The following is a 12,393-nucleotide window of genomic DNA, read 5'->3' as shown; positions in this document are numbered from 1 at the left end:
AGCGCGAACATGCAGCGACTCGGCCGACTCGCGCTCCCCTTCGCCGCTCAGGCGATGCTGAGCCTGGGCCAGATGGGCATCACGATCGTCGGCACCGTCCGCCTGACTCCCGACGGATGGGGCCGTTTCGCCGTTCTGCTCTCCGTGTTCTTCGTGGCGGCCGGCTTCGTGCGCGGGTTCGGAGCACTACCCGTCGTCATCTACCTGTCAGGCGACCCGGAACGGTCTCGAGCGGCACGCCGTGCTGCGGTGCTGCTCACCCTCGCCGCAGCTGTTCCCGCGTCGATCACGATCGCGGTCGTCGGCCTCGGTCTCGCGACCGCCGCATCCGGACTCGCGCTCGCAGTGGCACTCGTCACGTACGCCCTGTACGACACGACACGATCGGTCGAGATGTCGGCAGTCCGCTACGGTCGCGTCGTCTCCACCGACGCCGTGGTCATGGTGGTCCTGGCCGGATTCTGTGCGATCGGGCTGTTGCCCGGCGTCGACGCGTCGGTGGCGCTGCCGGTGGCGATGACGATCGCGTACGGAGCGGGTGCCGCAGGACTCGCACTGCGAGGACGCCCGACCCGGTCGTGGAGCGTTCGGGTGTTCCTCGATGAGTACCGGCGGGACATCCCGTTCCTCGCGCTCGACGGTGTCCTGATCGGCACCACGATGAGCGCGGTGGTGATCGCGCTCGGCGCATCGACGTCACTCGCCGTGGCCGGCGCGTTCCGGAGCTGCACCACCCTCATCGCGGGGCCGTTCCAGATGCTGCAGACAGGACTCTCCCCGACCGTCATCCGCTCGATGCGAGGCCGCGCGGTCGAGGAACGATCGGCCGATCACCGGAATCCCACTCAGGCTGCGCCGTCGTCCTTCCGCGCACGGATGCGGTCGCTCGCCTTCCCCGCAACGATCGCTGCGAGCGCGATCGTGGCCGCTGTGCTCTGGGGCACGACGGCGGCTGCGGTCGTGCCGTTCGTCCTGAGCGCCGTCCACGTGACCGCGCTCTCCGACGCAGTCCCGTTCAGCGTCGTCGCTTGTCTCCTGGTGTCAGCACTGTGGACCAGCACCGTGTTCTCGACGTTTCAGCGCTACCGCCGGTCGAACGCCGAGCTCACGACTGTGCGGGTCATCACGCTCGCGTGTTCGCTCGGCATCCTCATCGCCGTGCCGTCGGACATCGCGGTACCCGTGCGGCTGATCGCCGCGACCACGCCGTGGGTCGTCGTCCCTGCTCTCCATGCCGCGCTCCGCTGGGCGCCCGTGTCGCGGCGACTCTGAAGGGCCCCGAGCCGAGAACGCGACGGTCGCACCCATCGTGCGTCAGGAGTGGACTGCTCCGAGGGCGGAACGGACGATCGCGTCGAGACCGTGACGAGCCCGCCAGCCGAGTTGATCGGCCGCGACGGACGGGTCCGCGACGACCGCGGCGGGATCGCCAGCACGGGCTTCGGCGATCCGCAGGGTGCTCGGCCGCCCGAGGGCGCTGCTCACCTCGGCGACGACCTCTCGGACGGACGCCCCCTTGCCCGTGCCGATGTTGACCGGCCCGGCGAAGTCGCTGGCGTCGCGGAGCGTGTCGACCGCGGCGAGGTGCGCCCGTGCGAGGTCTGCGACGTGGATGTAGTCGCGGATGCAGGTGCCGTCGGGGGTGTCGTGGTCGTCGCCGTAGACGACCGGTGGCTCACCGCGACGGATCCGATCCACCACGATCGGGATGAGGTTCTTGGCAGCCGTGTCCGCGAGGTCGTCCCAGCCGGCACCGGCGACGTTGAAGTAGCGCAGCGAGATCGCCCGCAGACCCCAGGCGTCGTGCGCTGCGTCGAGCATCCACTCACCGATCAGCTTCGTCTGCCCGTACGGATTGATCGGCGAACACGGGGTCCGCTCGGTGACGACGAGGTCCTGCACAGCGCCGTACACGGCAGCCGAGGACGAGAAGACGATCCGAGTGACCCCGACAGACCGCATCGCCTCGAGCAGGTGCCCGAGCCCTCCGACGTTGACGCTGTAGTAGCGCTCCGGCTCGGCGACCGATTCCGCGACGTCCTTGAGGGCCGCGAGGTGGATGACCGAGGACACGTCGTGTTCGTGCATGACGTCGATGAGTGCTGACGTGGCATCGGCGGCCGCGAGGTCGAGTTGGATGACGACGGCTTCGACCCGCGACCTGAGGCCGCTCGAGAAGTCGTCGACCACGACGACCGACTCGCCTCGCTCCTCGAGGAGGCGCACCACGTGCGAGCCGATGTACCCGGCGCCGCCGGTGACGAGGATTGACAAGTTCAGCTCCGAGAGGGTTCGGGGTCGGTGAGGGCGGCGGCGACCGGGCGCGCGACGGTCGAGCCGACACCGTGGGTCATGTGGTCAGACCGCGCCGGCTGCGCCGCTCCTCGGGCGCCGGCTCGATGGCCGGGGTGTCGCCGTCGTAGTAGGCGTACTTGCCGTAGGACCCGCCACCGGCACCGCGTATCGGCAGCATCTGGCCGACCACTCCGAACGTGGCCGCCTTGACCGCATCGAGCGCCCGGAGTGCCGCGACGACATCCGCCTTGCGGACCTTGCCGGCGGCGGCCACGAAGAGGATGCCGGCGACCGCGCTGAGCACGGCGGCATCGGCGACCAGCAGGACCGGAGGCGCATCGATCACGACGTAGTCGAAGTTGCGCTCCAGGTGTTCCACGGTTGCACGCATCGCAGCGGAGCCGAGCATCTCGCTCGGGTTCGGGGGGATGCGTCCGGACGGGAGCACCGAGAGCGCTTGCTCACCCCACGGCTGCAGGACGTCGGCGATCTCCGCACGTCCGATGAGCAGGTCCGTCAGCCCGGCGTTCCCCTCGATGCCGAGGTAGTCCGCCACACGGGGGCGCCGGAGGTCCGCATCGACGAGTACGACACTCGCTCCGGTCTCAGCAAGGGCGATGGCCAGGTTCGCCGCGACGTAGCTCTTGCCCTCGCCCGGCCCGGAACTGGTCACCACGAACGAGCGGCCAGCGTCGCCGAGACCGACGAACTGCAGACTCGTCCGGAGTCGACGGAAGGCTTCCGACCGCGGACTCCGTGGGTCGGCGTGGACGATGAGGGGACGCTTCTGGGCGTCCGGATCGACGAAGATCCCACCCAGGTAGGGGCGACGCGCGACTGCCTCGATCTGCTCCGCGGTCCTGACCCTCGTGTCGAGGTTCGTCCGGAGCACCGCGATCCCGACCCCGGTCACGAGACCCACCGCGAGGCCGATCGCGAGCATCAGCGGGACCCGTGGAGCACTCGGCGCGCTCGGCACGGATGCCGGCGCGATCGTCTTCACGGCGATGAGGGACGGTCCGACGCTCGGTTTCTCGAGGTCCTCGGACACGACGCGTGCGAACGACTCCCCGACGGCGTTCGCGATGTCTGCCGCACGCTTCGCGCTGGTGTCCGTCACGGAGACCTCGAGGAGCACGGTGTTGGCAGGGGACGAAGCGCTGACGAGCGGCGCGAGCTCGGCTGCCGTCATCTGCGGCTCCAGCTCGCGTCCGGCGCGATCGAGGACGATCGGACTGTTCACGACGTCGACGTACGTGGAGATCGCTTGTCGCGCGAAGCTCGTCCCCTGGTTCAGATCCGTACTGGCGGCGCCCTCCTGCGCACGGACGGAGACGTAGAGACGAGTCGACGCGGTGTAGGCGGGTGTCGACGCAGCTGCGAGCGCACCACCGCTGAGGATGCCGAGCAGCGCCGTCGCCGTGATGAGGAGCCAGCTCTTGCGCAGGATCCGGACGTACTCCTGAGCCTCCATCAGGCAACACCTCCATGGGCACCAGCGGGTTCGACCGTCTCGAACGGGAGCGGCTCGCGGAGCTGGTCGATCGTGGTGACGCCCTCGCGCCAGTCGGCGATCCGTCGCACCCCGACCACGAGGCGCTGGCGGAGCACGTTCACCTGCGCCTGGGTCGCCGAGCGCTCCAGGGGGTCGAGTGCCCGGGTCGCAGCATCGAGGATCTGCTGCTCCGTCGAGCCCGGAACGACCGCGGGCCGTTCACCCGTGACGCTGAGCCAGAAGTCGTCACACTTCGAGGCGTAGGCGAGCGGCACCGTGGGGACGCCCAGGCCGACCGCGGCGACAGCGCCGTGCAGTCGCTCCGTGAGCATGAGACTGCACCGGCTGATCTGCGAGGTGGTTGCGCGGACGTCGCCGTCGAACCGGTGGATCCGCGACGGGCGGTGCAGTTCGGACTGCAGGGCTCGACAAGCGGCGAGGTCGTTCGGGGACAGCGCGAACAACACGATCTCGGTGTCCGCTCCGGACATCCCGCGCACCGCCGCTGCGACCGACCGCGGGTCGAACCGCGACACCGGATCAGCGCCGACGCTCACACCGACCGGGCCGTCGGCGTCGTGGACGCGTTCGATGCCCGCCACGACCGGGTACAGCAGAGCAGGGTCCCCGACGACAGCAGGACGACCCAAGGCCCGCTCGCACTCCACGGCCGTGAGCGGACCGCGGACACCGAGCAGGATCGATCGGAGCTCCGACCAGCGCCGCCAGTCGTGCCCCTGCAGGCCCAGGGCGAACGTGTCGGTCGACTCAGCCGCCCCCGCTCCGAGCGCGACCACTGTGTCTGCGCGGTACACCCGAGCAGCATCTGCCACGTGCCGCGCCCAGTTCTGGAAGCCGAGCACCGTCCCGCCACCGACGAGGAGCATCCGCTCGGTACGACGTCCGGTGCGGTACGAGTGGATCGCGCTCCGGACGTCGGCGAGCCGCTCCCGTCGAGTCACCGGCGAAACGGCGTCGATCCCGAGGGCGAGACGCCAGGTCTCGAGGAGGAGTTCGTCGCCGTAGTTGCCGTGCCCCGTCCAGCCGAGGTAGACGACCTCGCGCGCTGCGGTTCGAGTGGTCATGTCGTTAGTATATCACGTGCTATATCCATCGCACGCGCCCGATATCATCGCGTATGTTTGTATGTCGTATGTAGAATGGCTGCATGCGATCCCGACAGCAGCCCTTCCGTCTCATCCAGGCGCTGCGGTACGTCGCAGCCACCCTCGTGGTGATCGTCCACGCGTGCTACTACTCGGCGGAGCGCTTCGACGAGCACACCCCGCAGCTCGACCGGATCGGCGGACTGGGCGTCTGGCTGTTCTTCGCGATCAGCGGTTTCGTGATGGTGCTCGTCGGCGACGACCTCGGTCCGGCGCCGGCGTCCTGGCACCGGTTCGCCCGGGCGCGGCTCGCGCGGGTCGTGCCGCTCTACTGGCTCATGACCACCATCAAGGTCGCCGCGGTGGTCTTGGCCGGCTCGTTGGTGGTCAACTCGGCCCTCAGCCCGGCCACGGCCCTCGCGTCGTACCTGTTCATCCCCGGTCACGACGAAGCCGGTGCCATCCATCCGCTCTGGGGCGTCGGGTGGACGTTGGTCTTCGAGATGGCGTTCTACGCGCTGATGACGCTCGCCCTGGCCATCCGCGTCGACCCGCTGGCACTCTGCGCACCGGTCCTCACGATCGCGGCCACCGCGTCACTCCTGCGCCCGGCCACCGGGTCAGCATGGTGGTTCTACGCCGATGACGTGACGCTCTACTTCCTCGCCGGGATGGTCATCGCCCGCGGGTGGCGAGCACGACGACCGGTCCTGACCGTCCTGTCGCTCGGTGGCATCGCGGTCTGCATGGGCACCCTGGCCTCGTTGCGTGCCGAACGGCTGGAGGTCTCGGCGGCCGTCGTCCCGCTCGTGATCTCCGCTGTCGTGTTCTCGGCGGTCTGGCTGGAGGACCGCATCGGCCGGTTCGTGCCCCGCTGGGTGATGGCCGGCGGTGCTGCCTCGTACGCGCTGTACCTCGTTCACCCACTCCTGGCGCCGGTGGTGCCCGCAGCACTCGCAGCCGTCGGCGCGCACTGGGTGCCGTGGTTCGTGGTCGTCACGGTCACCGTCGGTGCCATGCTCGCTGTGGCGCCGCTCGTCCACCGCTTCGTCGACCGTCCGCTCACTCGCGGAGCCAGCCGCCTGTTGCTCCCCGGGGCTCGATCCAGCCGTGGCCGCAGGTCCTCGAGCCCAGCAGTCGCGCGATCAGGACCTCGCGACGCAGTCCGTACGGGAAGTCGGGGTACGGTCCGCGGCGGCATGGCTCCAACATCTCACATTCCGAACGGCGCCGCTCCTGGAGGCTGACACCTGTGGAGAACTGCGGAGCTGGATGAGAGCACGCGACGAGGCCCTCCTCCGTCCCGCAGCCGGGAGACAGACCGCTGCCCGGTAGTGTCGTCCCGTGCGATGGAGTCGAGTGAACTGGCCCTCCGTTGGCTACGTCTCCCTCGAGGACTTCGACGGCCAGCGCGAACACGTGACCCGGCTGCTCGAGGACGCCCCGCCCACGATCGCCGCGCTCCTGACGGTCAAGTGGACCGATTCACGGATCGAACGCTGGGTCGTGGAGTCCGCCGACGCCGTCGTCGACCCGGACGCCGACGAGGACGACGTGACGACCCCCGTCGACCTGCCGGGCCACGGTGTGCCCGACCCGGTCGTCGTGCACGCCGACATCGTGGTCCGCAACGACGAGGTGCTCGACACCCCGAGCGGCCTGTGGCGCCGCTGGAACCACGCTCGGGTGTCGCTCCGGCTGCGGGACGCCGTCATCGACCCGCCGGGTGTCGATGCCGCAGCACTGCTCGCCGGTGACGCGCACGTCGCCCGGGGCGAGCTCGAGTACCTGAACGAGCACGACGCCTGGGAACTCCGCCTGCTGGTCTCCCCCGTCGGTGAGGTCGCGATCCGGTTCCGGGGTGTCCGGGTGGCGATCCGGAGCGTCGCCGAGCCCGTGTACTCCGGCCTCGAGTCGCGCCCGGCACGCGGCTGGCACGGCCCGGTGCCGGACGGCTGGGTCGAGTGGGCGACCGAGGTGGTGCGGGCCGCGGCGTACGGCGACCTCGGTGGGCTGCACCTGGCCGACGACGCGAGCGACGTCGACGACGTCGACCCCCGCTGGGGATTCGCGCCGCTGCACGCCGCCGCGTGGTTCGACCACCCCGAGATGCTCGAGGAACTCCTGCGCCGCGGGGCGACCGTGCAGCTGGAGGACACCGAGGGTCGGACGCCGCTGACGCTGGCGATCGACCGCGACGCGCGACGGGCGGTCGACGTGCTGGTCGCAGCGGGCGCCGACCTGGAGGCCCGTGACGGCGACGGCAACACACCGATCGTCCGCGCTGCGTGGGGCGGCCACGCCTCGATCGTGCGTGCCCTCGCCACCGCGGGTGCGGACACCAGGGCACGCGGGTCACGGGGCGCGACGCTGCTGATCGCGGCCGTCGACTCCGGCGACCTCGACACGGTCCGGGTCGTGCTGTCGCTCGACGTCGACCGGAACGCCGCCGACGACGAGGGCTCGACCGCTGCGGACCGCGCGGATCTGCTCCGCGAGACGGCCGTCGCCGACCTGCTCGCCGCCGCCTGAGCACTGTCCGCACCACGGCCCGTGGGCCGAACCGGGCCGGACGTGACGAAGCGCGGCGGACGGGAGCAGGGCCTCCCGTCCGCCGCGCGCCTGCGCGGTCGACCGTCCTAGACGGTGACCGACTCGAGGGCGTTCGCCTGCGCGACCCGCCCGTACCAGCGGGCGGAGTCCTTCGGCGTGCGCTCGAAGGTCTCGCGGTCCCACGCGACCAGCCCGAAGGTCGGGCGGAAGCCGGAGGCCCACTCGTAGTTGTCGAGCAGCGACCAGTGCTGGTAGCCGAGGACCTCGATGCCGTCCTCGATGCAGCGGTGGATGCCCTCGAGCGCGCCCTGCGTGTACGCCTGCCGGCGGGAGTCGTCGGCGGTGGCGATGCCGTTCTCCGTGATCATCAGCGGGACACCACCGGAGAGCTCCCACGCGCTGCGGAGCCCGTCGGCCGAGGCCTCGGGGTAGAACTCCCAACCCGTCAGGGTCGTCTCGACGTCGTCAGCGACGGGCAGGGGCCCGTCCGGACCGATGAACGTGCGGGTGTAGGCCTGCACCCCCAGGAAGTCGTCGCCAGCGGCGTTCTCGAGGTACCAGTCGTCGCGCGGGTACCCGTACTCGCGGAGCATCGCGTCCGCGCCCGGCTCACCGTTGGACTTGAACGCCTGGGTCGCGACGGTCCAGCCTGACCGGAGGCCCGACACCTGTGACAGGACCTCGCGCGACCGCCGGTGGCTGGCCAGCAGGGCGTCGGCGACACCCAGGTCCGGGTTCGGCAGACCGTAGGCCACCAGATTCGCGGCGTCCTCGCCGCCGGCGAGCATCGCCGCGATGTTCGGCTCGTTGATCGTGCAGACGTAGCGGACGCCGTCCTGCACGATCGGCAGCGCCGCCTCGGTGTAGCGGGCGAACAGGTCCGCGGCGTCGGGTGCGCGCCAGAAGCCGTCGCGCTCGAACCAGCGCGGCACCGTGAAGTGCATGAGGGTGACGATCGGCTCGATGCCGAACTCGTGGCAGGCGTCGACCATGCGGCGGTAGTGGTCGACCTCGGCACGGCTGACGAACCCGCGCTCGGGCTCGATGCGGGCCCACTCGACGCTGAACCGGTACGAGTTCAGGCCGAGGTCGGCGGCGATGCGGATGTCCTCGCGGTACCGGTGGTAGCTGTCCGCCGCGTCGCCCGAGGGTTCGACGATGGTGGTGTCCGGCTCGTGCTCGTGCACCCACCAGTTGCTGTTGACGTTGTTGCCCTCGATCTGGTGGGCGGCGGTGGCGGCACCCCAGAGGAAGCCGTCGGGGAACTGCAGCGTGGAGATGATGGTGCCTTTCAGTGTTGTGACAAGAAGGTGTCGAACACGGCGACCGTGCCGAGGGGGTTCTCGACCTGGGGGCCGTGGTAGCTGGCCGGGATCACCTCGTACGCTGCCCCGGTGTCCTCGGCCATCTGCCGCTGCCACGGGATCGGCCAGGCGTTGTCCCACTCGCCGTGGGCGACGAGGACCGGCAGGCCGGTGGCGCGCAGGGCGTCGGAGGCGTCAGTGTGGTCCTCGAGGATGTGCCCGCCGGCGACGACGCTGAGCGGGCTGGTCGCGTCGAAGCGGTCGCGCACCATCCGGACGTCGTCGGGCAGCTCGTCGTCGGGCCGGTACGCCCAGAGCGGGTTCGTCGAGTCGAACAGCTGCCGGAGGTTCCCGCCGGTGTCGTGCAGGATCGTCAGCTCGGCGACCTTGCGGTACGGCCAGCCGTGCGGCCCGGAGCAGAACTGCACGACGTCGCGGAACGCCGTCGGGTCCTGGAGCGCGGCGGCCCGGACGATCACGCCGCCGAGCGAGTGCCCGATCAGGTGCACGGGGGCGCCGTCGTCGAGCAGGCGCGCGACCCGCACGACGTCGGCGGCTTCTTCGTCGAGGGAGTAGTCGCGGGGTTCGGTCGGTGCGGCCGAGTCGGCCTGACCGCGTCGGCTGATCGCGACCGCGGTCCACCCGGCGTCGCGGAGGACGGGCAGGAAGGTCCGCCAGTCCTCCTTCGAGCCGGTGTAGCCGGGGACGATGAGCACGACGCCCTTCGACACCCCCTCGGGCACGATCCGGTAGGCCGTGAGCCGCCCGACCGGGACGTCGATCCCGACGACGTCGACGCCGTCCGGGGTGGGCAGGTGTCCGAAGGCCGGGACGGTGGGGAACTCGTGCAGGTTCGTCATGCGCGCAGTGTCCTCCGCGGGTTCGGCACCGCGTCCAGCAGGGCGACCGTGTAGTCGTCCTGCGGGTGCTGCAGCACCTCGGCCGTGTGACCCCGCTCGACCACGGCGCCCTCGTGGAGCACCATGATGTCGTCCGTGATGAGCCGCGCGCTCAGCAGGTCGTGCGTGATGTAGAGGAGCGAGACGCCCCACTGCTCGCGGAGGTCCTCGAGCAGTGCGAGCACGCCGGCGCGAAGCGTCACGTCGAGCATCGACACCGGCTCGTCGGCGATGATCACCTGCGGGTCGCTCGCGAGCGCCCGGGCGATGACCACGCGCTGCCGCTGCCCGCCGGAGAGCTGGTGCGGGAGCTTCTGCGCGAACTGCTCGACGGGGGTGAGCCCCACCGTGTCGAGCAGCTCGAGCACCCGGCGCCGGGCATCGCGGCCGGTCAGCCCGGTGTAGTTCGCGATCGGCCGGGACAGCGTGTACTCGACCGTGTGCAGCGGGTTGAGCGCCGAGTACGGGTCCTGGAACACCATCTGGACCTCGGAGCGCAGGTCCCGCAGGCCGCGCTTGCCGAGGCGGGCGACGTCGAGGTCCCCGAACCGGACCGTGCCGGTGGTCGGCTTCTCGACGCCGGTGAGCAGCTTCGCGATGGTCGACTTGCCCGAACCGGACTGGCCGACCAGGGCGAGCGACTGCCCGGGCTCCAGGGTGAACGACACGTCGCGCACGGCCTGCACCGGCTGCTCACCGCGGCGGGGAGCCGGGTAGGTCTTCACGATGTGGTCGACGACGATCGGGTTGCGGGCGGCACTGCGCTCACGGGAGCCGACGGTGCTGAACGACGAGGTCGTCTCCTGCCGCTTCTCGCCGGCCTCGGCGCGGAGCGAGCGGTCCGGGAAGCCCGGGAGCGACACCACCTCGGCGCGGGGGTCGGCGTAGTGCGACAGGAGCATCTGCGTGTACTCGTCCTGCGGGTCGCGGAGGATCTCGCGTGCGCCGCCGTCCTCGACGATCCGGCCCTCGTGCATGACGAGGACGCGCTCGGTGGCCTCGAGGACGATGCCGAGGTCGTGGCTGATCAGGATCGCCGTGAAGCCCTCGGTGCGCTGCAGCTCGATGATGGTGTCCATCACGGCGTGCTGCACGAGGACGTCGAGCGCCGTCGTCGGCTCGTCGAACACCATGAGCTGCGGCTCGAGCGAGAGCGCCAGGGCGATGGAGACGCGCTGCCGCATGCCGCCGGAGAGCTCCCCGGGGAACCGGGCGAGCATCGAGGTCGGCAGCTTCACCTTCTCGATGAGCTCCTTCATCCGGGCGTCCCAACGGTCGCGCGACACGTGGCCGTGCGCCTTGAAGACGTCGATGAAGTGGTTCCGGATGGTGCGCACCGGGTTGAGCGCGTTCATGCCGGACTGCAGCACCATGGCGAAGCCGCCCTGCCGCTGCTGGCGCAGGGCTTCGTCGTCGAGGTCGCGGATGTCCTTCCCCGCGAAGACGATGCTGCCGCCGTTCGTCCGTGCCGGCGGCTTCTGCAGCCGGGTCAGCGCGTACCCGAGCGTCGACTTGCCGGAACCGGACTCGCCGACCAGGCCGACGAACTCGCCCTTCTTCAGCTGGAACGACACGTGGTCGACGGCCTGGACGGCGCTCTGGCCGGCCGACTCGTAGACGACCGACAGGTCGCGGACGTCGAGCAGGACGTCCTGGACGCCACCGCTGTCGGACTGGAGGCCCGTGGCGGCGCCGGTGGGCGCCTCCAGGCCGTCTGCCGGGTGCGTTTCTGGCAAGCCGCTCATGCGCGCTTCTCCTTACGGGGCCGTGCGCCGTCGCGCAGCCGCGGGTTGGACACGGCGTCGACGCCGAAGTTGATCAGGGTGAGGCTCATCGCGAGCAGCGCGATGCAGAGACCCGGCGCGAAGAGCAGGATCCACTGCCCGGTGAGGAGCGCGTTCGAGTTCTGCGCCCAGTACAGGATCGTGCCCCAGCTGACGATCGACGAGTCGCCGAGTCCGAGGAACTCGAGGCCCGCCTCGGCGAGGATGGCGCTGGTGGCGGCCCCGAAGAAGCTGCCGACGATGAGGCTCGTCATGTTCGGCAGGATCTCGCGGAACACGATGCGGGTCGCGCCCTCACCGGAGAACTGGGCGGCGGTGACGAAGTCCCGGCCGCGCAGCGACTGCGTCTGCGAGCGGAGCACGCGAGCGCCCCACGCCCAACCGGTTACGACGATGACCGCGATGATCACCGCGATGCCGCCGTTCTGCAGGTAGGCGGCGATGACGATCATCAGGGGCAGACCCGGGATGACGAGGAACAGGTTCACGATGAACCCGATGACCTCGGCGATCCAGCCGCGGACGTAGCCCCAGCTGAGGCCGATCGCGACGGCGACGAGCGTGGACAGGATGCCCGCGACCGCGCCGACCATGACCGAGATGCGGGCGCCGTAGATGATCTGGGACAGGACGTCCTCGCCGGCGGCGGTGGTGCCCATCCAGTGGTCCGGCGTCGCGTCGGCGGACCGGGCGAAGCCGTTCTGGCTGGCACCGTAGGGGGCCAGGAGCGGGGCGAAGACCGCGACGAACACGAAGACGCCGAGGATGATGATGCCGATCCGGGCCTTCTTGTTCGACCAGACGACGCCGAACTGGCGGGCGGCGGCGCGCCACTTGGACGGTGCTGCTTGTTCTTCCGTGTCCTGCGTTCGCACGGCGATGGTTGCGTTGTTGGTCATCGACGTGCCCCCGTGTGCTTGATGTGGGCGCAGCACGCCGCCTTCGTGATGTTGTTGG

Annotated in this window: 10 protein-coding genes; 3 read left to right on the top strand and 7 right to left on the bottom strand. The window is 70.4% G+C overall.

Going from position 1 to position 12,393, the window contains the following annotated elements; genetic code table 11:
• The first annotated feature begins 9 nt into the window (after positions 1-9).
• Positions 10-1,272 carry a hypothetical protein gene (locus DEJ27_RS01475; RefSeq protein ID WP_111090158.1) on the top strand — a complete coding sequence of 421 codons (1,263 nt, stop codon included), beginning with the start codon at positions 10-12 and terminating at the stop codon, positions 1,270-1,272.
• 42 nt (positions 1,273-1,314) lie between these two features.
• Here DEJ27_RS01475 and galE read toward each other — a convergent pair whose 3' ends face one another.
• The 3 genes from galE to DEJ27_RS01460 all read right to left on the bottom strand — a co-directional run bounded on the left by galE (position 1,315) and on the right by DEJ27_RS01460 (position 4,875).
• Entirely contained in the window at positions 1,315-2,274 is a 960-nt protein-coding gene (gene galE, locus DEJ27_RS01470; protein ID WP_110858733.1) for a UDP-glucose 4-epimerase GalE, read from the bottom strand.
• A gap of 76 nt (positions 2,275-2,350) precedes the next feature.
• Complete coding sequence (locus DEJ27_RS01465; protein ID WP_110858732.1) at positions 2,351-3,769, bottom strand: polysaccharide biosynthesis tyrosine autokinase; 1,419 nt, start codon at positions 3,767-3,769, stop codon at positions 2,351-2,353.
• On the bottom strand, positions 3,769-4,875 hold the full coding sequence (locus DEJ27_RS01460) for a polysaccharide pyruvyl transferase family protein (protein WP_110858731.1): 1,107 nt from the start codon (positions 4,873-4,875) through the stop codon (positions 3,769-3,771). The genes DEJ27_RS01465 and DEJ27_RS01460 overlap by 1 nt, the downstream gene beginning before the upstream one ends.
• Before the next feature lie 83 nt (positions 4,876-4,958).
• Between DEJ27_RS01460 and DEJ27_RS01455 the strand changes: the two genes are divergently transcribed.
• Positions 4,959-6,143, top strand: coding sequence for an acyltransferase (locus tag DEJ27_RS01455; protein ID WP_111090157.1), 1,185 nt, complete (start codon positions 4,959-4,961; stop codon positions 6,141-6,143).
• A 97-nt stretch (positions 6,144-6,240) separates the two neighbouring features.
• The gene (locus DEJ27_RS01450; protein WP_110858729.1) at positions 6,241-7,428 is read left to right on the top strand and encodes an ankyrin repeat domain-containing protein; all 1,188 of its coding nucleotides are present in this window, start codon (positions 6,241-6,243) and stop codon (positions 7,426-7,428) included.
• A gap of 107 nt (positions 7,429-7,535) precedes the next feature.
• Here the strand turns inward: DEJ27_RS01450 and DEJ27_RS01445 are convergent, their stop codons facing one another.
• From DEJ27_RS01445 to DEJ27_RS01430, 4 genes are read right to left on the bottom strand one after another with little or no spacing between them, the layout of a single operon-like run.
• Positions 7,536-8,732 carry a glycoside hydrolase family 1 protein gene (locus DEJ27_RS01445; RefSeq protein ID WP_110858932.1) on the bottom strand — a complete coding sequence of 399 codons (1,197 nt, stop codon included), beginning with the start codon at positions 8,730-8,732 and terminating at the stop codon, positions 7,536-7,538.
• A gap of 8 nt (positions 8,733-8,740) precedes the next feature.
• Entirely contained in the window at positions 8,741-9,613 is an 873-nt protein-coding gene (locus DEJ27_RS01440) for an alpha/beta fold hydrolase (protein ID WP_110858728.1), read from the bottom strand.
• On the bottom strand, positions 9,610-11,397 hold the full coding sequence (locus DEJ27_RS01435; protein ID WP_110858727.1) for an ABC transporter ATP-binding protein: 1,788 nt from the start codon (positions 11,395-11,397) through the stop codon (positions 9,610-9,612). The genes DEJ27_RS01440 and DEJ27_RS01435 overlap by 4 nt, the downstream gene beginning before the upstream one ends.
• Positions 11,394-12,335, bottom strand: a complete 942-nt coding sequence (locus DEJ27_RS01430) for an ABC transporter permease (protein WP_110858726.1) — start codon at positions 12,333-12,335, stop codon at positions 11,394-11,396. Before DEJ27_RS01430 ends, DEJ27_RS01435 begins: the two co-directional genes overlap by 4 nt.
• Between the last annotated feature and the right edge of the window lie 58 nt (positions 12,336-12,393).

Source organism: Curtobacterium sp. MCPF17_018 (genome assembly GCF_003234135.1).
Lineage (GTDB): Bacteria > Actinomycetota > Actinomycetes > Actinomycetales > Microbacteriaceae > Curtobacterium > Curtobacterium flaccumfaciens.
This window is presented reverse-complemented; position numbering and strand designations above follow the sequence as displayed.